This window comes from Roseovarius sp. THAF9 (assembly GCF_009363715.1).
Classification (GTDB): Bacteria; Pseudomonadota; Alphaproteobacteria; order Rhodobacterales; family Rhodobacteraceae; genus Roseovarius.
In genome coordinates this window covers 3,996,326-4,020,081 of record NZ_CP045404.1, presented here as the reverse complement: position 1 = coordinate 4,020,081, position 23,756 = coordinate 3,996,326, and the positions used below count along the sequence as shown (strand labels likewise).

The 23,756-nt window shown below is 62.1% G+C and carries 25 protein-coding genes and 2 pseudogenes; 8 read left to right on the top strand and 19 right to left on the bottom strand.

All coding sequences use genetic code 11. The features are described 5' to 3' along the window. Positions 1–4: 4 nt before the first annotated feature. From FIU86_RS19700 to FIU86_RS19650, 10 genes and pseudogenes are all read right to left on the bottom strand, one after another. Positions 5–1,447: an ABC transporter ATP-binding protein gene (locus tag FIU86_RS19700; protein ID WP_152476730.1), complete on the bottom strand. Its 1,443-nt coding sequence runs from the start codon at positions 1,445–1,447 to the stop codon at positions 5–7. Continuing rightward, a complete protein-coding gene (locus FIU86_RS19695; protein WP_216647194.1) occupies positions 1,444–2,256 on the bottom strand; it encodes an ABC transporter permease in 813 nt (270 codons plus the stop codon). Before FIU86_RS19695 ends, FIU86_RS19700 begins: the two co-directional genes overlap by 4 nt. Beyond that, positions 2,253–3,182 carry an ABC transporter permease gene (locus tag FIU86_RS19690; protein WP_152476728.1) on the bottom strand — a complete coding sequence of 310 codons (930 nt, stop codon included), beginning with the start codon at positions 3,180–3,182 and terminating at the stop codon, positions 2,253–2,255. The genes FIU86_RS19695 and FIU86_RS19690 overlap by 4 nt, the downstream gene beginning before the upstream one ends. Further along, on the bottom strand, positions 3,179–4,678 hold the full coding sequence (locus tag FIU86_RS19685; protein ID WP_152476726.1) for an ABC transporter substrate-binding protein: 1,500 nt from the start codon (positions 4,676–4,678) through the stop codon (positions 3,179–3,181). Before FIU86_RS19685 ends, FIU86_RS19690 begins: the two co-directional genes overlap by 4 nt. A 22-nt stretch (positions 4,679–4,700) precedes the next feature. Then, positions 4,701–4,964, bottom strand: a complete 264-nt coding sequence (locus FIU86_RS19680) for a DUF6525 family protein (RefSeq protein ID WP_152476724.1) — start codon at positions 4,962–4,964, stop codon at positions 4,701–4,703. Beyond that, positions 4,961–5,593, bottom strand: a complete 633-nt coding sequence (locus FIU86_RS19675) for a DUF1826 domain-containing protein (RefSeq protein ID WP_152476722.1) — start codon at positions 5,591–5,593, stop codon at positions 4,961–4,963. The genes FIU86_RS19680 and FIU86_RS19675 overlap by 4 nt, the downstream gene beginning before the upstream one ends. Further along, positions 5,590–6,801: a GTP-binding protein gene (locus FIU86_RS19670; RefSeq protein WP_152476720.1), complete on the bottom strand. Its 1,212-nt coding sequence runs from the start codon at positions 6,799–6,801 to the stop codon at positions 5,590–5,592. The genes FIU86_RS19675 and FIU86_RS19670 overlap by 4 nt, the downstream gene beginning before the upstream one ends. 990 nt (positions 6,802–7,791) lie before the next feature. Continuing rightward, a pseudogene (locus FIU86_RS19660) lies at positions 7,792–7,998 on the bottom strand (transposase); the annotation flags it as partial. Between the two features lie 178 nt (positions 7,999–8,176). Beyond that, positions 8,177–8,347, bottom strand: a complete 171-nt coding sequence (locus FIU86_RS19655; protein ID WP_152476716.1) for an AlpA family transcriptional regulator — start codon at positions 8,345–8,347, stop codon at positions 8,177–8,179. 114 nt (positions 8,348–8,461) lie between these two features. Further along, positions 8,462–8,605: pseudogene (locus FIU86_RS19650) on the bottom strand (transposase); the annotation flags it as partial. Between the two features lie 165 nt (positions 8,606–8,770). Here FIU86_RS19650 and FIU86_RS19645 point away from each other — a divergent pair. The 6 genes from FIU86_RS19645 to FIU86_RS19620 all read left to right on the top strand — a co-directional run bounded on the left by FIU86_RS19645 (position 8,771) and on the right by FIU86_RS19620 (position 12,565). Continuing rightward, positions 8,771–9,382: a ribonuclease D gene (locus FIU86_RS19645; RefSeq protein WP_152476714.1), complete on the top strand. Its 612-nt coding sequence runs from the start codon at positions 8,771–8,773 to the stop codon at positions 9,380–9,382. A gap of 2 nt (positions 9,383–9,384) precedes the next feature. After that, positions 9,385–10,008, top strand: a complete 624-nt coding sequence (gene lptC / locus FIU86_RS19640; protein WP_152476712.1) for an LPS export ABC transporter periplasmic protein LptC — start codon at positions 9,385–9,387, stop codon at positions 10,006–10,008. Further along, positions 10,005–10,502, top strand: coding sequence for a lipopolysaccharide transport periplasmic protein LptA (lptA, locus tag FIU86_RS19635; protein WP_152476710.1), 498 nt, complete (start codon positions 10,005–10,007; stop codon positions 10,500–10,502). Before lptC ends, lptA begins: the two co-directional genes overlap by 4 nt. Continuing rightward, entirely contained in the window at positions 10,503–11,261 is a 759-nt protein-coding gene (lptB, locus tag FIU86_RS19630; protein ID WP_057795468.1) for an LPS export ABC transporter ATP-binding protein, read from the top strand. A 228-nt stretch (positions 11,262–11,489) separates the two neighbouring features. Then, entirely contained in the window at positions 11,490–12,053 is a 564-nt protein-coding gene (gene raiA / locus FIU86_RS19625) for a ribosome-associated translation inhibitor RaiA (RefSeq protein ID WP_103762650.1), read from the top strand. A 47-nt stretch (positions 12,054–12,100) separates the two neighbouring features. Next, on the top strand, positions 12,101–12,565 hold the full coding sequence (locus FIU86_RS19620; protein ID WP_152476708.1) for a PTS sugar transporter subunit IIA: 465 nt from the start codon (positions 12,101–12,103) through the stop codon (positions 12,563–12,565). On the opposite strand, the gene FIU86_RS19615 is transcribed toward FIU86_RS19620, so the two are convergent. The 8 genes from FIU86_RS19615 to cysQ all read right to left on the bottom strand — a co-directional run bounded on the left by FIU86_RS19615 (position 12,553) and on the right by cysQ (position 21,546). Continuing rightward, complete coding sequence (locus FIU86_RS19615; protein ID WP_152476706.1) at positions 12,553–13,983, bottom strand: sulfotransferase family 2 domain-containing protein; 1,431 nt, start codon at positions 13,981–13,983, stop codon at positions 12,553–12,555. The two genes, FIU86_RS19620 and FIU86_RS19615, sit on opposite strands and share 13 nt — an antisense overlap. After that, complete coding sequence (locus FIU86_RS19610) at positions 13,984–15,684, bottom strand: beta-1,6-N-acetylglucosaminyltransferase (protein ID WP_152476704.1); 1,701 nt, start codon at positions 15,682–15,684, stop codon at positions 13,984–13,986. Between the two features lie 13 nt (positions 15,685–15,697). Beyond that, positions 15,698–16,684 (bottom strand): glycosyltransferase family 2 protein, encoded by a 987-nt coding sequence (locus FIU86_RS19605; protein WP_152477249.1) that lies wholly within the window; start codon positions 16,682–16,684, stop codon positions 15,698–15,700. A 182-nt stretch (positions 16,685–16,866) separates the two neighbouring features. Next, positions 16,867–17,889, bottom strand: a complete 1,023-nt coding sequence (locus tag FIU86_RS19600) for a glycosyltransferase family 2 protein (protein WP_152476703.1) — start codon at positions 17,887–17,889, stop codon at positions 16,867–16,869. Between the two features lie 39 nt (positions 17,890–17,928). After that, complete coding sequence (gene galE / locus FIU86_RS19595; protein ID WP_152476701.1) at positions 17,929–18,912, bottom strand: UDP-glucose 4-epimerase GalE; 984 nt, start codon at positions 18,910–18,912, stop codon at positions 17,929–17,931. Between the two features lie 19 nt (positions 18,913–18,931). Continuing rightward, entirely contained in the window at positions 18,932–19,831 is a 900-nt protein-coding gene (locus FIU86_RS19590; RefSeq protein ID WP_152476699.1) for a UTP--glucose-1-phosphate uridylyltransferase, read from the bottom strand. A 117-nt stretch (positions 19,832–19,948) separates the two neighbouring features. After that, a complete protein-coding gene (locus FIU86_RS19585; protein ID WP_152476697.1) occupies positions 19,949–20,749 on the bottom strand; it encodes a 3-deoxy-manno-octulosonate cytidylyltransferase in 801 nt (266 codons plus the stop codon). Further along, the gene (gene cysQ, locus FIU86_RS19580) at positions 20,749–21,546 is read right to left on the bottom strand and encodes a 3'(2'),5'-bisphosphate nucleotidase CysQ (RefSeq protein ID WP_152476695.1); all 798 of its coding nucleotides are present in this window, start codon (positions 21,544–21,546) and stop codon (positions 20,749–20,751) included. The genes FIU86_RS19585 and cysQ overlap by 1 nt, the downstream gene beginning before the upstream one ends. A 139-nt stretch (positions 21,547–21,685) precedes the next feature. Here cysQ and FIU86_RS19575 point away from each other — a divergent pair, with 139 nt between their 5' ends. Both FIU86_RS19575 and FIU86_RS19570 read left to right on the top strand, forming a co-directional pair. Beyond that, positions 21,686–22,507 carry an ABC transporter permease gene (locus tag FIU86_RS19575; protein ID WP_152476693.1) on the top strand — a complete coding sequence of 274 codons (822 nt, stop codon included), beginning with the start codon at positions 21,686–21,688 and terminating at the stop codon, positions 22,505–22,507. Then, a complete protein-coding gene (locus FIU86_RS19570; RefSeq protein WP_152476691.1) occupies positions 22,504–23,115 on the top strand; it encodes an SH3 domain-containing protein in 612 nt (203 codons plus the stop codon). Before FIU86_RS19575 ends, FIU86_RS19570 begins: the two co-directional genes overlap by 4 nt. 13 nt (positions 23,116–23,128) lie before the next feature. Here the strand turns inward: FIU86_RS19570 and FIU86_RS19565 are convergent, their stop codons facing one another. Then, positions 23,129–23,737 carry an alpha-ketoglutarate-dependent dioxygenase AlkB gene (locus FIU86_RS19565; protein ID WP_152476689.1) on the bottom strand — a complete coding sequence of 203 codons (609 nt, stop codon included), beginning with the start codon at positions 23,735–23,737 and terminating at the stop codon, positions 23,129–23,131. Positions 23,738–23,756: the final 19 nt, after the last annotated feature.

The window sequence follows — 23,756 nt, the reverse complement described above, 5'->3', positions numbered from 1 at the left end:
AGGGTCATTGCAACGCCCCTGCAACGATCGGGGCGTTCAATTCCGTGTGCTTTTGCGGCGCGGCCAGCGACAGAACATGATCGGCCGTCGCGCCGACCAGAGCCGCGTCGTGGCTCACCAGCATGATCCCGCATCCCTCGCGCTCGGCGGTTTCGGTCAGAAGGCCGATCACCTGTTTCTGGGTGATCGGGTCGAGGCGCGACGTGGGCTCGTCGGCGAAGATGAACCTGGGACGGACCAGCAGCAGGCGCAGAAGCGCGAGACGCTGAAGCTCGCCACCAGAGACGGCGCCCGGCTTACGGTTCAGCAGCGCGGGCGCGAGGCCGAGGCGCGGCATCAGCGCGTCGATCCGGCCTTGAGTCTGACCATGACGGCAGGCGACATCGAATAAAGTGCGCCCCAGCGTCCGGTGCCGCGGAAAGGCCGCGACCGGATCCTGATAGAGCTTCTGAAAGGCGGTTGGCGGCAGGCCTGGTTCCCGTTCCACCCGCCCGGCGGCGGGCCGCACGAGACCCAGAATAACATCGCCCAGCGTGGACTTGCCACAGCCCGACGGCCCGGTGACGCCAAGGATCCGCCCCTCGCAGAGATCGAAGGAAATGTCCGAGAACAGCCGGTGGCCGCCGCGCTCTGCCGCAAGACCGGTCGCGCTCAGCATGGCGGCACCGGCGGGCGGCTTGCGCCGGGCGGCCCAGGTCTCGGGATCGGCGGCGATCAATTCGCGGGTGTACTCCTTGACAGGGGCGGCCATCACGGACCGCGTTACGCCGGCCTCCACCACCTTCCCCTCGCGCAGAATGATGATCCGCCCGCCGATCCGCCGCGCAAGTGCCAGATCGTGAGTGATGACCAACAGCCCGCCGCCCTGCGCCAGTTCCGCCAGAAGCAGGTCTGCCACCTCGTCGCGGCGCGCGGCGTCCAGCCCCTTGGTCGGCTCGTCGGCGATGACGATGCGCGCACCGCCCGCCCGCGCCGCAGCGATGGCGACGCGCTGCGCCATGCCGCCCGACAGTTCGTGCGGATAACGGTCCTCGGCGCCATCCAGGCTAAGCCGCGCAAGATCCTCTTGCGCCTGCGCGCGCGCCTCGGCAGCGCCCAGCCCGCGCACCAGCCGGTGCGCCTCGCTTACCTGCGCGCCCGCCCGCATCAGCGGGTCAAGCGACAGCCATGGCTCCTGTGGCAGGACCGCGATCTCGCGTCCCCAGAGCGGGCGGAATCCCACAGGCCGCGCGGCATCAAGCAACCGGTCGCCCAGAACCACGCGCCCTTTCGGCGAAAGGTCCTTGGGCAAGGTGCCCATGATGGCCTGTGCCAGCAGGCTCTTGCCCGATCCCGTCTCGCCCAGCACGACCAGCGGCTCACCGGGGCTAAGGTGCAGGGACACCGGATGCAGGATCGGAGTGTCGGCATCGGATACGGTGATGTTTTCGGCACGCAACAGGGTCATGTCTCGCGGCTCCCGGCCAGTAGTGTCAGTCCAAGCAACAGCACGAAGGTCGCCACCACCGGCGACAGAAGCGCCAGCGGCGCCTCGCGCCAATAGGGCAAAAACTCGACCATCATCAGGCCCAATTCCGGTGTCGGGGCGCGCATCCCCACATGCACGAAGCCCAGCGCCGCGATGGCCATGATCGCCGTGGCCGTGCCGAAGGCGGCGGCGGTCAGCATCATTGGTGCGATCTCGGGCCAGATATGCGTGCGGAAGACATAGATCGTGCCGAAGCCCAGCAAGCGCGACGCCTCGACGGCGGGCGACGCCAGCGTGTCGCGCGTGGCCGCCCGCGTCAGGCGGAAGAACTCGACCCACAGGACCAGCGACAACCCGGCCCAGAACCCCAGCGCGGTGCCCGGCACGATGGCCAGTACGATCAGCACCAACAGCAGCCCCGGCAACGCCAACAGCGCGTCGGCCAGGATTGTCAGGATCCGGTCGACCCAGCCACCCCGCGCCGCCGCCAATGTGCCCAGAACCAGCCCGGCAGCACCTGCGGTCAGCACCGCGGCAACGGCGATGACGGGCGACAGGCGCAGGGCGTGGGCCAGCCGGTGAAAGATCGACCGGCCAAGATGGTCATAGCCCAGCGGTGCGGTGGCGTCGGGCGCGCCCAACGCTTGCATCAGCGACTGCGCGTAAGGGTCGCCGGGCACGATCATCGGGCCAATCAGGGCAAAGGCAAGCACCGCCGCAACCAGCGTCGCGCCGGCCCAGCGCACGGCTTGTCCCGCGGGGCGCGGGATCATAACAGCATCGGTCATGCCGCCCTCCGCGGATCGATCCGTTGCGTGACAAGGTCGATGACCGCATTGATGACGACGAAACTGAGACCCAGCACCAACGCCGTGCCCTGCACCATCGGCACGTCCCGGGAAAAGATCGCGTGCACTAGCGCATGGCCGATCCCGGGCCAGCCGAACACTGCCTCGACCACCACGACACCCTCAACCAGCGTCACAAATTGCAGTCCGAGATAGGTCAGCAAAGGGACCGACACATTGCGCAACCCGTGGCGCATCAGGGTTTGTCGACGGGTTAGGCCTTTCCATTGCGCGAAGGCGTAATAAGGCATGGTACCCACCCGAGCCATCGCGTCCCGCGCAATGCGCGCGTTCACGGCCGCAAGGCCCAGCGCCAGGGCCAGCGCGGGCAGGATGAAGTGGCGCGCCTCGCCGTGGCCTGCCGCGGGCAACAGTTTCAGCTGAACCGACAGGATCAGGATGAGGATCAGCGCCATCAGGAATTGCGGCACCGCTTTCAGTCCTGTCGAAACGATCAGCAGGGCGCGGTCCAGCACGCCGCCCGGGCGCAAGCCCGCCAGTATGCCCAGCGGAGGGCCGATCAGCAGCGACAGCAGCACCGCTACCGCCGCCAACGCCAGGCTGGCCCCCAACTGGTGGCCAATCTCGGCAATGACGGGATTGCCGGTGACCAGCGAGGTGCCGAAATCCAGCCGCGCGAGGTCGCCCAGCCAATTGAGGAAGGCGGGCATCGCAGGGCCACCCAGACCCAGTTCTTCGCGCACCGCATCGGCGGCGGCGGTGTTGACGTTGTCGTAGCCATAGCGCCCAGCGGCAATGCGATAGGCCGCATCTCCCGGCAGGCTGCGCATCATGGCGAATGTGGCGGCCCCGATCAGGACCGCCACCATCACCGCCTGTATACCGCGTGTGATCAGTGTCTTCATTGTGCCAGCTTCAGGTCCTGCAATCCGAATGTCCGCTCCCACGGATCGATGACCGTGCCTTCGACACCGGCGGCGACGGCCAGCGTCTGGCGGTACCAGGCGATCGGGATAATCGGCAGCTCGGTTTGCAGGATCTCGGCGATCCGTGCCCGCGCATCCTCGTCGCCGTCACCGCGACCGACACTACGTGCCAGTTCCACGATCTCGCCGTTCTGCCAGCCCATCGCCCCCCAGTCGCCGGTCGGCGCGTAATCCGACAGCACGGTCCCCACCGGGTTGGGGATCAGGCCGAAGTTCCTCGCAATCAAGCCAAGATCGAGCGAGCCGTCTGCGTGTCCAGAACTGATCTCGCTGGAGTTGGTCGTGTTGATGCTCAACTCCACCCCGATGGCCCGGAATTGCTGTTCCAGCACCGAGGCGACCAGCGGCAATTCGGGCCGGTCGGGATAGGTGGTGAGCGTCAGGGCAAACCGCTCACCTTCGCGGGTCAGTATGCCGTCATCGCCCGCGTCCCAGCCGAGATCGGCCAGCAATGCCTTGGCCGTCTCGGGATCGTAGGCCAGCGGGTCGAGCGTTTCGTCATGCCATTCTCCCACCGCCGGCGGGAACAGCTGCGTGGCGCCTTCGGGATAACGCAGAACGGCCTTGGCGATGCCCTCGCGGTCGATGGCCAGCGACAGGGCCTGCCGGGCTTCGGGCTCCGTCAGAAAAGGATGCCCGGCATTGACCTTCATCAGCAAGGTGCGCGGGATGGCGACAGAATAGACGGTCGCAGCATCGGTCGCATCCAGCCGCGCGACCGAGGCCGGGTCCAGCCCGAAGACGAAATCTGCCTTGCCGGATTCGGCCATCAGCGCGCGGGTCTCGACCCGGCTGACAGCGGCATAGCTGACATTGGGCACATTGGGCGCAAGGCCCCAGTAGTCGGCAAAGCTTTCGGCCTTCAGGCTGAGCGGCGGGGCAAGCTCGGTCACCTTGTAGGGGCCGGTGCCGATGATCTCGACACCTGCGCCATCCGGGCCGTAGGCATCCGGCGCCAGGATCTGCGCGCTGTAATGCGCGAGATACGCCGGAAGCGCGGCGAAGGGCTCTGACAGCGTGAGGATCACGGCACCGTCATCCGCCTCGATTGCCTCGACCGGCGTGGAGGAGAGCGGTCCGGGCTTGCCCTGTGCGATTGTCAGGGCATTGACCACGGCTTCCGGTGCCAGATCCGTGCCATCGTGGAACATCACGCCTTCGCGCAACTTGAAGGTCCAGGTCAGCCCGTTGTCCGACGTGCTCCAGTCGGTCGCCAGTCCGGGCGTCAACTGGCCCTCGGGGTCGGCATTTGTCAGCGTCTCGGCCACGCCCATGCGGGTGAAGATATAGCCTGAGGTCGAGGGTTCCGGTGACTGGATCTCGAACTGGGCCACAACATCGAGCGTGTCATCCGCCAGCGCGGGCGCCATCGCCGCAAGCAGTGCCGCGGCGATCAGGGACAGGGTGCGTTTCATGGTCTTCGGTCCTTTCGTCTTTTCATGTCTCTATGGTGTTGGCCGGACAGGTCAGCCTGTCGCGGGCCAGCGTGATCCGCTCGGCCCGATCAAGCCGGGCCAGGATGGCGTCGGTTGCCTCCCCTTCGGCGCGGGCCTTTTGCCAGATGCGGCGGCACGAGGCAGGCGACCACGCCAGCGCCGCGTGGTGCATCCAGTTGCGCAAGAGTTGTGGCAGAGCGTCGAAATCGCGCATCGGGTCGTTGCGCCGGCGGCGGCGCAGGCTGGTGGCGATGTTGCGACTCATGTCTCGGCGTCCGGGTCCGTGACCGGATCGAGCGCCAGCATCAGGCGCGTTTCGCCCGTGCCCTCTATCGGCGGAGAGCGGTGCAGCAGGTGCGGATCGGGTTGCGCCGGCCAGAGCGTGCCGCGCATGACGAAGGGCGATCCGGTCGGCACCGTGTGAACGACTTTCGGTGCATCGTCGCGCGCCACGCCGTATTGCGTGCCAGTACCACGATAGGTGCACACGAGCCGGGCCGTGACCCTGTCGATGTGGAACCGGCGGCAGGCATTGGTCGTCACCACGTCCAACCGCAGCCTCAGCCACTTGGCACGCGTGATCTTGCCAAGGGTGGTCGCCAACACCGCGATATCGTCGATGAGGATCCGGCGCTCGGGCGCGTCGGGCAATCCAGCCTCTTCGCAGGCCAGGGTGACGGCCGAGGCAATCTCGCCCGGTCGCACGATGACGCGGGCCGCGGGCAGCACGTCGGGCGGTAAAGTCTTTAGCCAGTGCAGCACGGGTTCGGCAAGCTGGCGCTGGCAGATCACGCCGCCTACACCCGGCAGCCTGATCGCGCCCATGTCCTCAGGCCCATTGACGCTCAGAACGCCAGACCCGGCGCCTTTGGGAACAATCGGATGCAGGGTCATGATGCCCGCCGCCACGCGGGGAACGAATCGGGCAGATTCGGCAGGCTGTCCGGTCCCGGTGCCGCGCTTTCGGGCACCAGCGCCGCGTCCAGCCGCGCTTTCAGCGCCGGCCAGTCAATGCCTGCCCCGATGAACACGATCTCCTGCCGGCGGTCGCCCCATGGCTCTTGCCAGTGCGCCCTCAGGTATTCCTGCGCGCCGACGTGGTCAGGATGCCGCTCCTTGGGCACCGTGGCCCACCATTGGCCCAGCGGCGTGACCGAGGACAGCGCCCCGGCGAGCGAGTACTCCGCCACCCAGTCGGGCCGCGTGGCGATCCAGAAATGCCCCTTGGCCCGGATGACTCCCGGCAGGTCGCCGTTCAGCACCGCCATGATCTTTTCCGGCTCGAACGGCTGCCGAGCGCGATAGACGAAGGACGCAACGCCGTATTCCTCGGTCTCGGGGACGTGGTCGGCAAAGCCGTAAAGCTCCCTGGCCCACATCGGATGCTCATGCGCCTTCTCGAAATCGAAAAGCCCGGTGTCGAGGATGGCGTCCGCGGAGACGTCCGAATGATCGGCCTCGATGATCCGGGCGTCGGCGTTCAGGCTCCGTATGATCTTGCGCGCGGCATCTGTGCGCTCTGGCCCTGCATCACTGACCTTGTTCAGGATCATCACATCGGCAAACTCGATCTGGTCGGTCAGCAGGTGAACCAGCGTGCGCTCGTCCTCCTCGCCCATGGTCTCGCCACGGTCGCTCAGGAAGTCGTGGCTGGAATAGTCCTTGAGCAGGTTCACCGCGTCGACCACCGTGACCATGGTATCGAGGCGCGACACGTCCGACAGGCTCTCGCCCGCCTCATCGCGAAACTCGAAGGTGGCGGCGACAGGCAGAGGCTCGGAAATGCCGGTCGATTCGATCAGCAGATAGTCAAAGCGCTGTTCGGAGGCCAGCTTGCGCACCTCCTGCAACAGGTCGTCGCGCAGGGTGCAGCAGATACAGCCGTTGGACATCTCGACCAGGGTCTCGTCGGTACGCGACAGCTCGCTGTCGGCCCGCACGAGGTCGGCATCGATGTTCACCTCGGACATGTCATTGACGATGACGGCGACGCGCCGCCCGTCGCGATTATTGAGGACACGGTTCAGGAGCGTCGTCTTCCCGGCGCCGAGAAACCCTGACAGCACGGTGACGGGAAGGCGGGCTTGCGGATCTGCGTTCATGTGGTCTCCGGTTTAGTCTGCACGTAGTAGTCGGTTAGGGAATTCTGTGCCGGCATCCGGACAAGCCTCGGCGGCAAAAGCCCTGCCCGCGACAACCCGGTTGCGCCAATCGTCCAACTCGTTTCTTGAGCAACATCCAAAATGATACCATATAACATCACAATGTTATCTTATATCATTTTGAGAAACGCAAGCGTTAGAATGCTTGGTCAGCCAACCTTGCTCGTGGCCCGAATTACCGCTCAGAGCAAAAAGTGGTCATTCGACAAGTCCGCAGCGCACTTCCGCTCCCCTCCCTTCCATTTCGCGTTGCCAGATTTGCGAAAGAGCAATCGGCTGAAGATGCACTGGGGTAAACCACCTGAGCATGAGCCTACCGCATACACCTCTGAAGTCCCGTTTCCTGAGCTTGGTATGGTAGCTAAGGATGTCCCAGAAAGTGCTACGAACGAAGGACGATTTCTTCGTTTTCGTTCGCAAAATCGCTACGAAATAGTTAGGCATGTCTCGATTTTCGATACAGGCTGCGCTCAAACGTAGCGATTTTCGATACAGGTTCGTTCCACTTTTTGGGACAGGTTATTTTCCGTTCCGGCCCTTCGGATTGTGCGTTGCTGCCTTTTGCACGGGAAAGTCATTGCCTTCCGTCCACTGCTCGAAAAGCCTTCTGCCTCTTGGCCTTGTCTGTGTGCGGGAGAGGAAGTTCGGTAATTTCGAAACAAGGCGATTTCGCCTTTCCCTCTACACCAAGCGAGGCTGGCTCCATGACCACGATGAAGCCTTTTGCCTGAAGCTCTTGGAAGGCGCGCGCGGAGGTGTTGTTGTTTTTGACCCCCATGCGCTGTGCCGCTTGCCTGACACTAAGTCGGATCTTCCCATTATTGTTGTAATTCGCACCTTTCCATTCAAGTTTGATCCAAGGATACAAAGCTTGAGCGTTAGGTTTGAGCGCCCGCTGATCAGCCCCACCTGAGTGGTCCGGTTTGATTGTTAGTGCATGACCGGCGTCTCGTCCATCTGGACGATGGTTTCTGGCGCCGGGGGGCGATAGCCTAGAGCACTGTGCGGGCGTTTCGTGTTGTAGTGTGCCCTCCATTGTTCGATCAGGATTTGTGCTTCTCGCATGCTGTAGAAGACCTCGCCGTTGAGCAATTCGTCTCGGAACCTGGCGTTGAAGCTCTCGCAGTACCCGTTGTCACGCATAGGCGAGGGCATAACATTTCCGACACTCAAATATGCGCCCCCCAATCGGTCTTTCTAGTCATGTTGGCCTCCATGCTTGATCCAAGAAGGCGCTGGGCATGTGTGAAGGGCCTATCCGCCAAGATATAGTCCAGCCCACAGCCCAGCGCGTTCTCGTCGGTTTGGACCGGTCTTATTTCGCATGTGCCGCAATTGCGGCGTCGATATCGGCTTTGGCCCAATAAACGCGCGCGCTGAATTTGATGGGTTTCGGAAGGCGGCCAGCCTCTATGTCTCTATACAGGCTGGAACGGCTTCTGTTGCCTAGTTTGGCTTGCAGGCCTTGGATTGTGAGGTACTTCATGATGCTGCTCCTTTCATCATGAATGAACTCAAGGGCGCAGCGGTCCTTGTGCTTGGGTGAAACCACCGGCACTGGTTCGGCCAACCAAAAAGACTAGCCCGCTTGGCCCCAACCAGCCTCTGCAGCACGCAGCCATCTCCGAAGCACCGTAGCATGTATTCCAAGATCCCTCGAAGCCTGTGCCGCACTGACACCACGCTTCGTTGCCAATTCCACCGCTTCCTGTTTGAACTCGCGGCTCAACATCCTTCTCGTCATGTAAATTATCCAATTTCATAAAACACCTTATCTCGATGTCCACGAAACCGGCAGTTGGCCAAACCTCGGGTCCTGCTTTTCGTTGAGCGTCCGCATCTTTTCGCTTAAGCAGGCTCACATTGCGCAGCAGCGCCCTATATACACTCCAACCAAACGGGGCGAACCATGGCCAACCACCTTTACGACTCCGATCTTCCTGACGACCTCGACCTCGGGCCAAGCGTCGCAATCGACTGCGAGACCATGGGTCTCAATCCGCACCGCGACAGGCTGTGCGTGGTGCAGCTTTCCGGCGGCGACGGCAATGCGCATATCCTTCAGGTCAAACAGGGCCAGACCAGCGCGCCCAATCTCGAACGCCTTCTGACCGATGAAAACGTCCTGAAACTCTTCCATTTCGGCCGCTTCGATATCGCCGCGATGTTCAACGCCTTCGGCGCCCTGGCCGCACCCGTGTACTGCACCAAGATCGCCAGCAAGCTGATCCGCACCTATACCGACCGGCACGGGCTGAAATACCTGCTTCAGGAACTTCTTGGCATCGACATTTCGAAACAGCAGCAATCATCGGATTGGGGGGCGCCCAAGCTGACCGAGGCCCAACTGGAATACGCCGCGTCCGACGTTCTCTACCTGCATCAGCTGCGGGCCGAACTGGACGCCCGCCTTGCCCGCGAAGGCCGCACGGAGCTCGCCCAAAGCTGCTTTGACTTTCTGCCGACACGCGCCAGGCTGGACCTTGCCGGCTGGCCCGAAACGGATATCTTCGCGCATTGATCATGGCAACGACGGACAATTTCTATTCTCGGCTCGTGGCGTGGATGAAGATCATCCTGCCGTTGACCGCGCTTGGCCTGTTGTCGACCCTGTTCCTGATATCGCGCCATATCGACCCGACCAAATCCATTCCCATTGCCGAGATTGACCTTGAACAGCGCGCCCAGGACCAGGGCGCGACCAACGCCGCCTTCGCCGGTGTCACCCGCGGCGGCGACGAGGTCATGGTCACAGCCGACACCGCCCGTCCGTCGCCCGAAAATCCGCGCCTGATCAATGCCGAGGATGTCACCGCGACGATGCAGCTTGTCTCGGGCACGGTCGTGACCGTCACTTCCGATCGCGGCAACATGGACCAGTCCGATCTCGACGCCTCGCTGATCGGTAACGTGAACATAGAAACCACCACGGGCTACAAGGTGACGACCGAACGTCTCGATGCCAGGCTCGACGTGCTTCATGCCGAAACTCCCGGCCCGATTTCGGGTGTCGGCCCTCCAGGCGACCTTAAAGCGGGGCGGATGGTTCTGACCGGGGACGAGGAAACCGGGCAGGCACATTTGGTTTTCACGGACGGGGTGAAACTGGTATATACCCCGCAGCCGCCCGAGGATATCGATCAGTGACCCATTCGTTTCGCACATTTATCGCGCTCGTCCTTTTATCTCTTCCGCTACCCGCGCTGGCCCAGGGCGCGCAGATCGCTTTCGGCAACACCGCGCAGGACAGCACGCTGCCTGTCGAGGTGACGGCCGACAATTTGGACGTGAATCAGCAGGACGGCACGGCCGTCTTCACCGGTAACGTGCTGATCGGCCAAGGTGAAATGCGTCTGTCGGCGCCGCGCGTTCTTGTCGTCTACAAGGGTGATCAAAGCGGGATTGAACAGCTTCAGGCCACGGGCGGCGTCACACTTGTGAGTGGCGAGGATGCCGCAGAGGCGTCGCAGGCCGATTACAACGTCGACACCGGCCTTATCGAGATGGAGGGCGACGTTCTGCTGATTCAGGGTCCCAACGCACTGACTGGCGACAAGATGTTCGTCGACACGCGCGCCGGCACTGCTCGCGTCACCGGCCGGGTCAAGACCATCCTGCAACCAGAGGGCGGCGATCGGTAAATGGCCCGTCCCGACCTACATATCGCCCACGAAAGCACCGGCCTCGCCGTCGAGAACCTGCGCAAAAGCTACAAGAAGCGCGTCGTCATCCGCGACGTCAGCCTGTCCTTGCGCCAGGGCGAGGTCGTGGCGCTTCTCGGCCCCAACGGCTCGGGCAAGACAACGACCTTCTACGCCATTGCCGGCCTGATCTATCCCGAGGGCGGCCATGTCCGGATAGATGGCCGTGACGTCACCGGCCTTCCGATGTATCGCCGCGCCAAGCTGGGCGTAGGCTACTTGCCGCAGGAAATGTCGATCTTCCGCGGCATGTCGGTCGAGGACAACATCATGGCGATCCTCGATATCTCCACGGATAGCCGCCATAAGCGCCGCAAACGGCTCGAAGAGCTGTTGTCCGAATTTTCCATTGAACACCTGCGCCGCGCTCCCGCGCTGGCGCTTTCGGGCGGGGAACGCCGCCGGGTAGAAATTGCCCGCTGCCTTGCCGCCCAACCAAAGTACCTGCTTCTGGACGAGCCCTTTGCCGGGGTTGACCCGATCTCGGTCGGCGACATCCGCCACCTGGTCGCGGATCTCAAGAAACGCGGCATCGGCGTGCTGATCACGGATCACAACGTGCGCGAAACGCTCGAGATCGTGGACCGCGCCTATATCCTGCATGATGGCCAGGTCCTGATGTCCGGCACGCCCGACGAGGTTGTGTCGAACGAAAACGTCCGCCGCGTCTACCTCGGCGAAAATTTTCGTATATCCTAAGTGATCTTACGCCAGACGTTAACGCAATCTCCATTGACAAGACGCCCATATCGCGGATCAAATGAGGTATGACGCTTTCGGTTTTTGCACTGTTCGAACCGTGCGACCCATCACTTGGGCCGAGGCCGAGCACACACAAAACGTCATTTTATCCCTCACAGATTTGACCCACGTCAGGGCGAAACATCGCCCGTAAGGTCATTTCTGTCCGCATCTTGGAGGTTCTGAATGCGCTATCAAATCAGTGGAAAACAAATCGATGTCGGCCAGGCTTTGCAGACTCATGTCGAGAACGAATTGACCTCCATTGTGGAAAAATATGCCGAACGACCCACGGACGCGCATGTCTTCTTTTCAAAAAGCGCGAGCGAATTCGTCTGCGAAGCGACGATTCACCTGTCCACGGGTATGACGGCCACGGCCAAGGCCCACGCGCATGAAATCTACGCCGCCTTCGACGATTGCAGCGAGAAACTGGAAAAGCAGTTGCGCCGGTACAAGCGCCGATTGAAGGACCATCACCGAGAGCGGGCGGAACCTATTGAACTTTCTCAGGCATCCGCCTATATCCTCGCCTCCGAAAGCGAAGGGGAAGAATCGGAACCAGAAAGCCTCCAGCCCGTTATCGTTGCAGAGATGGAACATCATATTCCCTCTTTGTCGGTCGGCGAAGCAGTCATGCAGATGGAGCTCGCCGGCGCACCGGTGCTCGTGTTCCGAAATGAAGGTAAAGAGGGGTTGAACGTCGTGTATCGCCGCGATGACGGCAATATCGGATGGATTGACCCTTGACGATCGAGCAAGCAAGGCGGCGCAAGCCGCCGATGGAGCATAGCTGAATGCAGTTCACTCAGATTTTGCGGCCTGACGCGGTCCGGGTCTACTCCTCCGTGTCCAGCAAGAAGCGCCTGTTGCACGAACTGGGCAGCATCGCTGAGTCCGTCTACGGTCTCGATCAGCAAAGGGTCGTGGACGCCCTGATCGAACGGGAGAACCTCGGTCCAACCGGCGTGGGGCATGGCGTCGCCCTGCCGCACGCGCGGCTGGAGGGCATCGACTCTGTCGTCGGTGCGCTCGTACTGCTGGACACGCCCATCGATTTCAACTCGGTCGACCGCCAGCCGGTCGACCTTGCCTTCGCCCTCTTCGCACCCGAGAATGCCGGCGTGGAACATCTCAAGGCATTGGCGCTTGTTTCGCGGACGCTGCGCGATCCTTCGATCTGCGCCAAGCTGCGCGCAAATGACGACCCGGCGACCCTGCACACGATCATTACGGAATCGCAGTCGGTTCAGGCGGCGTAAGCCCGGAATCCGAACATCATGTAGTCCCGCTGGTAGATGTCGCTGACCAGCGACTCGATCTCGTCATCATAGATTTCGTCAATCGAGAATGGCTGATCTGGCGCTGGTCTAGCAGGCGCTGGAGCCGCGTCATATCCCACCGACGCCGCAAGGCGCGGCAGCGCCTCGGCCAGTTCGTCCTCGCGCAGCACGATGTCCGGCAGGCTGAACTGTGCCATACCCTGCATGATGGACGACTGTGTGGCCCAATGCGCATCCACCCGGATATTGGTCTGGCCGGCGAGGTTCGCCTTCAGAAACGCAAGGAACGCGGCAAAGGCCAGCTTGTGCGCCTCGCGGTCATAGCCTTCGTCCGGCATCTTCCCCGGCAGCGGCAGCTTGTGAAAGTTTCTGAGCGTCTTGCGAATGTCCGAGAAGCACCCCGGCCCGGTCTGAAGGATCTTGTTGCAGAATGCCGCATGCGCCCGTGCCACCGGATGCCGCAGCACGGTAAACCCGCGATGCCCCGGTTTGCGCCGTTTCCATTGGCGCAACTCCTTCTGATTCAGCTTGGTGGGCAGGTCGTCCACCGCCACGCCATCCAACCCGGCCAGCCAATCGCACACCGCCGCCTCCGGCCCCGACCGGATCGGCATGTAAAGCAGCGCGGCATGAGCCCCGGTCACGAAAGCGGGCACCGCCGGCCCCCGGCGCGGCTCGAAATTCGGCGTCCGGGTCAGGTTGAACGGATCAAGCCCGGCAAAGGCGTGCTCCATATCCTTGAAGTTGGACACCTTGTCTTCCAGCCCGCTGGGATTCTGCTTTTTCAGAGACGCATCCAGCGCCTCCAGCCGTTCGTCGCTGCCCAGGAATTTCGCCAGCCCGTTCAGAACGTCAAGGTTCTGTAGGTCATCGTAGGCGATGTAGAACGCCGCCTGCCCCGACGCTTGCAGCCGGTTCAGCAGGAAGACCTGGAACTCCTGCAACTTGGTCACGTGCGTCTCGAACTCCGCCTTGTCGAACCGCACCTGGCTATCCTTGCGCCGCTTGACGTTGGTCAGCTTCCACTGACCCGTCGCCTGCGCGATCTTCCAGCTGACATAACTGTCCACCGGGTTACGCGTCAGGATGATCTTGGCGCAGCGCGGATCGTCCAGCATCACGTCGAGGATGCGCGGATCGTGGTCATGGAAATACCGAAACCCGCCCATCTTGTCCGGCACGTCCCGCACCGCCTTGATCAGCTGCATCGGGTCGGCATCGCGCGTATGCTGCGCCACGCCCGCGATCTCGTCGCAGTTGGGATAGCCGATGAAATGCGGGTTGAACGCCTCGCCGAAGCACTCGAAACTCTGGAACGCGTTCAGGTTCGCCTCTAGAAAGTTCGAGCCGGTACGCATCTCTGCGAACACCACGAAATAGTCGAAATTATTTGCCATTTACCGCACCAGGTAGGGTTTGCGCGTCTGCCCCTGCGGCTCGTGCAGGCGATGCTCCACCGGGAAATCGCCCATCAGGTAGGGATGCATCCCCTGGTTCTTGAGGTTCTGCAAGAACTGCCCGAACCCGGTCAGATCGGCCATTTTGGGGACTTCGGCCAGGCCATGCACGCTTTGCTTGCCGATCTCGTCGATGATCGTCTGAAGAGGCTCCATTGGGGCCTCAATGAATTCCGCCATGGTCCAGATCCGCACCCGTGCCTTGCCCCACTGCGAGCGCAGTACCTCCAGGTGCTTGCTCTCGACCTGTTGCAACAGCGCGGCCTCTTGTCGGATATCGGCGAAGTTCATGTTCGACTTGAACAGCGGCACCGCCCACGCGCCCGAAATCACCGAGATCTGCGCGTTCTGGTCCTTGGCCAGCGACCACTCGATCTTCTTGATGTGGTCGCGCGGTCCGACCTGGAAACACTGCCGCTCGCCGCGCGTGTTCCAAATCAGGCTCGCGAGGAACGCTTGCGGGTTGTAATCCCGCAGCTTCGCACTGTCGCTCAGCGCACCGTTCATCACGGTCTGGCCGTCGGAAAACTCTGCCCGCTCCGGTGCGAAAAGATGCCCGTGCACCCGCGTGCCCGTCATCTTGGCCAGCCAGGGCTCGAAATTCTCGAACAGGTCGCTGAACCCCTCAAACACGGAATACTGCGCACAAGTCAGCCCGTTCTCGCGCCCCTCCACCGGGAACCGGCTCTGCATCAGCAGGCCGGGCCGCCCGCGCGTGCGCCGCTCCACCGCCTTGGCAAAGATCCGGTCGATCTTGCCGGGGTTGGGCTCTGTGCGCTTCATCGCGCCCGCCGCATCGGTCAGGAACGCATTGTAAAGCCGATTGGCAAACGGCCAGATTTTGCGCGCCACGAAACAGTCCGAGCGACGTAGCAATTGCAGGTGATCGTCGTAGAAGATATGCGGCTTGCCCTGATAGTCGAACTTCGAAAGCGTCAGTGACCGGCTTTCGATCTGGCGGGAATAGAGCCTTGCAAGCGTCTGGAAATAACTCTCGTCCGGGATCCACACGCGCTTGAAATAGCGATCATAGGTCGCCCTCTCGGGGTCCGTCAGGATCGCCGACAGGGTTTGCCGTGTGAGGCACCACCACTGGCTGCCCATATGCGGCACGATCCCGTTCGGAATGCGCCGCTTGTAGCCGATCTTGCGTTGCAGGGCGACATAGCGGTCAAACAGCTTGCGATTTCGCCGCCAGGAAAACGGAAAGCGCAGGGTGAACCTCTCGTGGTCTAGCCCCCCGATCGTCCAAGGCACATCCGCCGTCGTGGCGCTTTCGATAAAATCGGTCTGCGGCCGCTCTTCCAGATAGTCGATCAGCTCCTGCACCGGGCGCAGCGGCAGGCAGGAGCCGGAGGCAAGATAGACGTGCCGCACGTCCGGAAAACTCTGCAGCATGATCTCCGACGCTTCCTGAGTCGCCGCCACCAAGCCCCATGTCCCCCACTCGCAGCGATGGCGCCTGGCGAACTTGACCCTGTCCAGGTCCGACAGCGCGTCGATGAACTTGCGGTAGGTCGCGTTGGGCACGTTCCGGTCGGCGTGAATGACCAGGGGACAGCCCGAGGCGGCCCAATGGCGCGCCACCTGCTCGGCCCGGTCAAAGGCCGTGTGGACCAGCATTATGATGCCGACGCTCACCCTCTGCCCATCCTCATGCCCAGTTTCCCTTGGACATCAGCCCAAGAATTTCTAATTGCCGCCAGTTTATATATTTTTCGGACCATTTGCACCAAAGGTCGGGACTGTCCTGAAATTTCTCGGCGTATGATTTGTATTCGACACTCCCGGCATAGTGCTGGCCGCGCTGTAACTCTTCTTCTGCCTTGGCGGTGAAGGTATTCAGGAACTTCGCGTGCAGCAGGATCCCGCTGGCCTTTTCCCCGCCCCATTCATCATAGGTCAGGTTCAGCCCCCGCGGTAAAAGCGTGTGGGTCGAGCTGATATAAGTGTACCGCTTGTCCCACCGCACCAGCGGCGTCTTGTTCAGCGCCGGGGCCTTCTTGGGCCGGTCGGCAAAGAACACCCTGCTGCGCGGCCCGCCCTGTATCCATAGGTTACCGTATTGCCGGTTCTTCTCGATCACGTAATTGCCGGGGTCGAACCATCCCGCGATCTCCAGCGGGTCCTGGCCGGGCAAATATCGCACGTCGTCGATGCGGCCCTTGGGATACATGTCCAACAGCATCGCGCCAAACGATTTGACCTGACTGGTATCCAACCAGTCGGTCAGCGCCCGGATGGGGCGCGTGTCGCAGAACGGATAGATAAACAGCTCGTCGGGGTCGACCACCAGCGTCCAGTGCCCGTGGCCATATTTGCGCTGCAACCAGTTCAGCCAATCGACCCCGAATTTCGACCCCTTGTAGCTGGCCTTGGTGGTCCAGATCGACACATCCTCCTGGTCGGCCATGAACTCGCGCCCGCCATCGGTGCTGTCGTTATCCACGATCAAGAAATGCGAAACCCCAAGGTTGCGGTAGTACTGCAAAAAGAACGGCAGGCGCACGAACTCGTCGCGCATGGTGCTGAACAACAGGATGTCGCCAGGTCGGATCTTTCGTGTGCGATCCACCACGGGCTTGAGCGAGAAATGCTTGCGAAAGGCGCGCACCCTGTGCCGCTTCCGGCGCAGCCGCATGGCATATGACTGCAACAAACTCACTACTCACACCCTCTAGGCCGCCGGATTGACCGACCGCCACCATACACGCATCGCGTTAAAACATTCTTTTCCAATATGGTACACCGCCGCAATGGCCGGCTCCGTTCCCCTTCAATCGGTATAAGAGATTGTTTCCAGAACGCAAACAATTACGACCCTCAGATCCAGTTGCCCTTTGACATCAGGCCCATCGCCTCCAATTGCCGCCATCCGATCAGCCGCGTCGAGGCCGGACACCAAAGATCGGGGTTCTCGGCCAGCGCGTCATAGTAGCTGTCGTAGAGGTCGCTATTGGCAAAATGCTCCTGCCGCTGCTTTTCCTCGGCGGACCGGTCGACCACCGTGTTCAGGAACTTCGTGTGCAGCAACACGCCCGACAGACGCTCGCCACCGTCCTCGTCGTAAACCCGGTTCAGCCGGCGGGGCAACAGCGAGTGCGCACTGCTGACATAGGCATAGCGCCGGTTCCATTTCACCAGGGGCATCTTACCCATCGTCGGCGCCCGCTCCGGCCGGTCGGCAAAGAACCTGCGCGCCCGCACGCCGCCCTGGATCCAAAGGTTATGCAGATCCGGCTTTTTCTGAATCATGTAATTGCCGCCGTCGAACCAACACAACCGCTCGAACGGATTTGCTCCGGGGGCATAGCCGTGCTGCGCCAGCGGCCCCTTGGGGTACATGTCCAGCATCAGCACCCCGAACGAGTCTCGACCCGATTGTTCCAGCTTTTCGACCAGCGCGGGCAGGGGGCGAGTCTCATGATACGGATAGATCAGGATCTCGTCGGCATCCAGCGTCAGGCACCAATGCCCGTGCCCGTGCTTGATCTGCAACCATGTCAGCCAATCGACCCCGAAGCGCGACAGCTTGTAGCTGGCCTGCGTCCGCCACAGGGAAACATCCTCCTGCGTCTCCAGGTAGTCGCGCGTGCCGTCGTCGCTGTCGTTGTCGACAAACAGAAAATGCCGCACGCCCAGCGCGCGGTGATGTTGCAGGAAGAACGGCAGGCGCACCGCCTCGTTCCTCACGGTGGAAAAGCACAGGATATCCCCCGGCGCGATCCGGTCGGTGCGGTCCACCACCGGTCGCAACTGCCGCCGCTTGCGCAGCGCGCGCAACAACAGGCGCCGGCGCTTCCACCGAAGCCTGTACGCCTCCCATGCTTGCGAAAGCACGCTCATCCGTCCTGCCTGACCCTTCTTTCGACCGCAGGGTCGGCGTTATTTTTCGTAATGTCCAGTTTGATGCCACTGCCACGCATCCCGGATCATCTCGTCCAGCGTCGAGCGGCCCGGTTTCCAGCCCAGCTCCGACACCGCCCGCTCCGAGCCAGACACCAGCTTGGTGCAGTCCCCCGGCCGGCGCAGACCTTCGACAACGGGCACCTCCTTGTTTGTGATGCGGCGCGCATGCTCCACCACGTCGCGCACCGAGAAACCGCTTCCGGTGCCAAGGTTGAACACCCGGCTGCCCTTGTCGTCCTCCAGCCATTTCAATCCCAGCACGTGCGCATCCACCAGGTCGCAGACATGCACGTAGTCGCGAATGCACGTACCGTCGGGCGTGTCGTAATCCGTGCCGAATATCGTCAGCGCGTCGCGCTTACCGTCGATCGCGTCCAGGATCAGCGGCACAAGGTGCGTTTCCGGCTGGTGGAACTCGCCCACCTCGGCCTCGGGGTCGGCGCCCGCCACGTTGAAATACCGAAAGATCACGTGCCGCAAGCCGTGCGCCGCCTCGAAATCACGCAGCATGTTTTCGATTGCCCGCTTCGACCCGCCATAGGCGTTGATCGGGGCCTGCGGGCTGTCCTCGTTCAGCACAACGTTGTCCTGGTCGCCATAGGTGGCACAGGTCGAGGAAAATACGAACTTGCCGCACCCCGCCGCCACCGCCGCCTCCAGCAGAACCAACGAGCCGGTGACGTTGTTATCCCAATAGCGGCCCGGCTCACGCATGCTCTCGCCCACCTGGCTCAGCGCGCCGAAGTGCAGCACCGCGATGGGCTGGTAGGCCGCAAACACCGCGCCCAGCCGCGCCCGGTCGCGCAGGTCGCCCTGCTCGAACGGACCGAACTTTACGGCGTCCGCCCAACCTGTGCTCAGGTTGTCATAGGTAACAGGGGTATAGCCGGCACCCGCCAGCGCTTTGCAGGCATGCGAACCGATATAGCCCGCGCCGCCGGTCACAAGAACATTCGGCAAGGGGCGACCCATTCCTTCGTTATTGCGCGGCCTTGGCGGGCTGCACCACATCCGTAATATAACTCAGCAGGTCGTCGCGCAGCTCGGGCCGGTTCAACGCGAAGGCCACCGTCGCCTGAAGGAACCCGGACTTCGAGCCACAGTCGAACCGTTGCCCCTCGAACCGGAAACCCAGAACTTCTTCGCCTTCGCCCCGGGCCGCGTCTATGGCATCGGTCAGCTGGATCTCGCCGCCGGCGCCGGTCTGTTTCTTGTTCAGTTTCTGCAATACCGTCGGCGTCAGGATATAGCGCCCGATCACTGCCAGGTTCGATGGCTGCTCGCCGGGGGCGGGTTTCTCCACCATGCCCTTGGTCGAAACAATCCGGCCCATATCCTCCTTCACGTCCAGCACACCATAAGCTGAAGCCTTGTCCTCGGGCACTTCCATGGCGGCGACCATGTTGTTCTCGCCATCGGTTTCCTTGAACGCATCGGCCATCTGCGCCAGACAGGACTTTTCCGCCGCGATCACGTCGTCGGGCAGGATTACCGCGAAAGGCTCATTACCAATAAGACGCCGCGCGCACCACACAGCGTGGCCCAGACCCAGCGCCTTGTTCTGCCGGGTATAGGCGATCTCGCCGCTGTCCATGTTGGTCGATTTCAGGATCTCCAGCAGCTCATCCTTGCCCTTCTTGCGCAACTCTTGCTCAAGCTGAGGCGCGTTGTCGAAATAGTCCTCCAGCGCGCCCTTGCCGCGCGAGGTCACAAAGATGAATTCCTTGATCCCGGCTTCGCGCGCCTCGTCGATGGCGTATTGCACCAGCGGGCGGTCGACCAGCGTCATGATTTCCTTGGGAACCGATTTGGTCGCCGGCAGAAATCGCGTTCCCAGCCCAGCCACGGGAAAAATCGCCTTTGTAAGTTTTTTGCGCATCTAAAGCTCCTCAGCCGTTATCGGCAACTCGTACGAAGAAGACCCACGTCACGATCCGGAATACAACCGGCTCAATGTGGCAAACCTATGAAATCAGGTCGCGTTTCTTCACCGTGCCTACGACATGTGCATATCCCGCATCATGCCTTCTATCCTCTCAATATCTTCCGGGTTGTTCAGTTCCCAGAATTGCCGTCCCCTCGCCTCCACTTCGACACACAAGATCGAACGCCGGTTCTCTAGGAACCGTAGTTGTTCAAGCCCTTCCAGCGTTTCCAACCGGCCCGCCGACCAGGTTCCGTAAGCATACAATGCTTCCGGCCTGTAGGCATAGACCCCCACATGGTGAAACACCGGTGTCTCTTCCCCGTCGCCGTACACGCGCGACGTATAGGGCACCACTTCCTTCGAGAAATAGAGCGCGTGGCGCGATTGGCCGAAAACTGCCGTCGTGCCGCCAACCCGGCCATTGGCGCGATCTTCAAGGAACCCGTTCAGCGCCCGCCCGTCGCAGCGCAGTACCGGCGTGGCCACATCTGTTTCCGGGGTCTCGCGCATCCCCGCGATCAGGTCCTCGACAAACCAGTACGGGGTCAGCGGCGCGTCGCCCTGCAGGTTCACCACGATCTGGTAATCGCCACCGAGATTTCGCAGCGCGTCGGCACAGCGTTCTGTCCCGTTGGCGCAGTCTGGCGAGGTCATCACCACCTCGGCACCAAAACCGCGCGCCGCCTCTTCGATCCGCGTGTCATCCGTGGCCACGACCACCCGGTCGACACCCGAAACGCTTTTGGCCGACAGCCAGCTGCGCTCGATCAGGCTCTTTTCCGTGCCATCCGCGCCACGCAGCATGGCCAGCGGCTTGCCCGGATAGCGGCTCGAGGCATAGCGTGCCGGGATGACCACCAAGACGCTCATTAGGCGGGCTTCAGCTCAACCTTAGGCGCATAGGCGATGAAAAACGGGTTGGCATAGGCTTCCTTGCCATATTTCAAAGGCGTCTGGTCATCGAAACGTACCACTTGGCCGCCGGCTCCCAAAAGTACCGCGTGCCCGGCGGCGGTATCCCATTCCATCGTCCGACCGAGGCGCGGATAGATATCCGCCTCGCCCGTCGCGATCAGGCAGAATTTCAGCGACGACCCCGCGCTTGTCATATCCTTGACGGCATACTTGTTGATGTAATCGTCCGTCGCCTGATCCCGGTGCGACTTGCTGGCCACCACCATCAGCGCGCCGTTGTCCGGATCGGACACGTCAATCTTGGTCAGCGCGCCGGACCTGTGCCGTGCGAAGGGTCCGGTTTCCTCCACCGAAACCCCGTCGGGGCGAGTAAAGAACATCCGTCCTTTGGCCGGCGCGTAGACCACGCCCCGCGTCGGAACACCATTCTCGACATAGGCGATGTTGACGGTGAAGTCGCCGCGCCGGTGTATGAACTCCTTGGTCCCGTCCAAGGGATCGACGATCAGGAAGGTGTCGGCCTGCTCGCCATGGGTCGCGGCCTGTTCCTCGGTGATCAGGGCCACATCGGGAAACGCCGCCCGCAGCCCGTCCGAGACAATCTTGTCCGCCGCCTCGTCCGCCGCGGTCACCGGGCTGTCATCCGATTTCACCTTCACGTCGAAATCGTCCGCGTCGTAGATCTCCATGATCCGGTCGCCGGCTTCCAGCGCCAACCGCCGCATGACCGTGACAAGTTTGTCGTAATCCAATGCCTGCTCCCATTCTTTTGTCCAACCCACAAAGGCGTTTGTTGCGGGACCGCTGCGTGCCCCTTATGGTACGTCACTAACGGGACGGCAAGAATTCCGTGCGAGAATTTCACAACAAGGCGGTTGCTCCAGACAGGACATGTTTCAGAACACGCGCAAGAAATCGGTTCTATCGTCCATCGTGACGATCTGCGAGCTGATCTATCACACCACGGTCCGCGACGTGCGCAGCACGCATGGCAACGCGTTCATGGCGCTGTTCGTCAACATCAGCACCGCGATCATCTTCGTTCTTGCCTTTTATCTGATGTTCACGGTCCTGGGCCTGCGCGGGGCCAAGCTGCGCGGCGATTTCCTGCTCTACATGATGTCCGGGGTGTTTCTCTACCTCACCCACATCAAGGCGCTGGGCGCGGTCGCGGGTGCTGCGGGTCCGTCGTCGCCCATGATGCAGCATGCACCGATGAACACGATCATTTCCATCACCTCCGCGGCGCTGGGTGCCCTTTACATTCAGGTCCTGTCGGCGCTGGTGATCCTGTTCATCTATCACACCGCCTTTCAACGGATCGAAATCGCCGATCCGATCGGCGCCTTCGGAATGCTGTTGCTGGCCTGGTTCACCGGCTGCGGGGTCGGCCTTCTGATCATGGCGGCGAAACCGTGGTTTCCCACGGCGGTAAACCTGATCCAGATCGTCTATACCCGTGCCAACATGATCGCGTCGGGCAAGCTTTTCGTCGCCAACACGCTGCCCGGCTACATGCTGGCCATGTTCGATTGGAACCCGCTGTTTCACGCCATCGACCAGTGCCGCGGGTACGTCTTCGCCAACTACTTTCCGCGCAACACCAGTGTCGAATACGCGCTCATCGTGGGCTGCGTTCTTCTTATCCTTGGCCTTCTGGCGGAATTCTACACCCGTCAATTCGCCTCCAGCAGCTGGTATGCCCGCCGATGAGAACACTCCTCTCGGCATGTGCGCTGCTTCTGTGCGCCACTTTCGCCCATGCTCAGGCGCTACCTGCCTTCTACGATGTCTCGGGCGTCGCCGCTGACGACGTCCTGAATGTCCGTGCGGCACCCGGCGTGGGAAACTCCATCGTCGCCAAGCTGACCGCCGATGCTCGCTTCATCGAAGTCGTCGCATTCGACGAAAGCCGCGAATGGGCGCGCGTCAATGTCGACGAGGCGTCGGGCTGGGTCGCCCTGCGCTTCCTCGACCGGCGCCCGGATCAGCCGGACGATCAACTGCCCCGCCCGCTGACCTGCGCCGGAACCGAGCCGTTCTGGTCGCTCGATGTCGGCAGCACCGCCAGCGCCACGCTCGATCGGATGGACGACGACCCGATTTCCGTGGCAACCCTAGATCCCGTCACCTCCGAGAACCGCACCGACCACTACGCGATTTTCGGACAATCGCAGACCCAGGTCTTTACCTTCATGTTCCAGCGCGACGCCTGCACCGACGGCATGTCCGACCGCGCCTATGGCATGAGCGTCGACCTTTTCGTCACCGAAGATTCGGGCGTCACCTACCTGACCGGCTGCTGCAACCTTGCACGCTGACCAATCGCCGGCGTCAATCCACGACCCGGCAGGTCAGGTTGATCCGCCCCGGCTTTTCCAGCAGCATCGAGGTGCCCGGCTTGATCCGGTCGATCCCGTGATAGGTCAGCCGCGCGTCACCGCCCATCACCACCACGTCCCCTGATTGCAGCCAGTGCGACTCCGTCTTGCCGCCCCGCGTCGCGTTCCCGATCCGAAACAGCCCCTCGTCGCCCAGCGACACCGACAGCACCGGCCAGCTGAAATCGGCCTCGTCCCGATCCTGGTGCATCCCCATTCGCGCATCGGCATCGTAGAAATTTACCAGGCAGCAATCTGGCACGCGCTCTTCACTCACCAGATCGCGCCAGATCTCCAGCACCTCCTCGGGGATCGGCGGCCAAGCCATGCCTTCGGGGTGCCGCTCCTCGTAACGGTATCCCCGCCGGTCCGACACCCAGCCATAACGCCCGGCCGACGTCATCTTCACCCGCATCGGCTTGCCATAGGGCGTCATCGGCGAAAACAGTGGCGCCGCCTGCACCACGTCCCGCAGCGCCTCCACCAGCGCCACCTGACGTGCCGCATCCAGATATTCCTTGAAAATGCGGAATCCGCGTATCTGAAGCGTCTCGTCTGTCATGTTTCCCCGAATTCCATCG

Bases quoted from the DNA above. Each gene is read 5' to 3' on its own strand.
- FIU86_RS19680 (WP_152476724.1), bottom strand. From the start codon at position 4,964: ATGAGTCGCAACATCGCCACCAGCCTGCGCCGCCGCCGGCGCAACGAC.
- FIU86_RS19570 (WP_152476691.1), top strand. From the start codon at position 22,504: ATGAGAACACTCCTCTCGGCATGTGCGCTGCTTCTGTGCGCCACTTTC.
- FIU86_RS19675 (WP_152476722.1), bottom strand. From the start codon at position 5,593: ATGACCCTGCATCCGATTGTTCCCAAAGGCGCCGGGTCTGGCGTTCTG.
- FIU86_RS19685 (WP_152476726.1), bottom strand. From the start codon at position 4,678: ATGAAACGCACCCTGTCCCTGATCGCCGCGGCACTGCTTGCGGCGATG.
- FIU86_RS19690 (WP_152476728.1), bottom strand. From the start codon at position 3,182: ATGAAGACACTGATCACACGCGGTATACAGGCGGTGATGGTGGCGGTC.
- FIU86_RS19695 (WP_216647194.1), bottom strand. From the start codon at position 2,256: ATGACCGATGCTGTTATGATCCCGCGCCCCGCGGGACAAGCCGTGCGC.
- FIU86_RS19600 (WP_152476703.1), bottom strand. From the start codon at position 17,889: ATGAGCGTGCTTTCGCAAGCATGGGAGGCGTACAGGCTTCGGTGGAAG.
- FIU86_RS19615 (WP_152476706.1), bottom strand. From the start codon at position 13,983: ATGGCAAATAATTTCGACTATTTCGTGGTGTTCGCAGAGATGCGTACC.
- raiA (WP_103762650.1), top strand. From the start codon at position 11,490: ATGCGCTATCAAATCAGTGGAAAACAAATCGATGTCGGCCAGGCTTTG.
- FIU86_RS19700 (WP_152476730.1), bottom strand. From the start codon at position 1,447: ATGACCCTGTTGCGTGCCGAAAACATCACCGTATCCGATGCCGACACT.
- FIU86_RS19605 (WP_152477249.1), bottom strand. From the start codon at position 16,684: ATGCGGCTGCGCCGGAAGCGGCACAGGGTGCGCGCCTTTCGCAAGCAT.
- FIU86_RS19655 (WP_152476716.1), bottom strand. From the start codon at position 8,347: ATGAAGTACCTCACAATCCAAGGCCTGCAAGCCAAACTAGGCAACAGA.
- FIU86_RS19670 (WP_152476720.1), bottom strand. From the start codon at position 6,801: ATGAACGCAGATCCGCAAGCCCGCCTTCCCGTCACCGTGCTGTCAGGG.
- lptC (WP_152476712.1), top strand. From the start codon at position 9,385: ATGGCAACGACGGACAATTTCTATTCTCGGCTCGTGGCGTGGATGAAG.
- lptB (WP_057795468.1), top strand. From the start codon at position 10,503: ATGGCCCGTCCCGACCTACATATCGCCCACGAAAGCACCGGCCTCGCC.
- FIU86_RS19590 (WP_152476699.1), bottom strand. From the start codon at position 19,831: ATGCGCAAAAAACTTACAAAGGCGATTTTTCCCGTGGCTGGGCTGGGA.
- FIU86_RS19575 (WP_152476693.1), top strand. From the start codon at position 21,686: ATGTTTCAGAACACGCGCAAGAAATCGGTTCTATCGTCCATCGTGACG.
- FIU86_RS19565 (WP_152476689.1), bottom strand. From the start codon at position 23,737: ATGACAGACGAGACGCTTCAGATACGCGGATTCCGCATTTTCAAGGAA.
- FIU86_RS19645 (WP_152476714.1), top strand. From the start codon at position 8,771: ATGGCCAACCACCTTTACGACTCCGATCTTCCTGACGACCTCGACCTC.
- FIU86_RS19620 (WP_152476708.1), top strand. From the start codon at position 12,101: ATGCAGTTCACTCAGATTTTGCGGCCTGACGCGGTCCGGGTCTACTCC.
- FIU86_RS19585 (WP_152476697.1), bottom strand. From the start codon at position 20,749: ATGAGCGTCTTGGTGGTCATCCCGGCACGCTATGCCTCGAGCCGCTAT.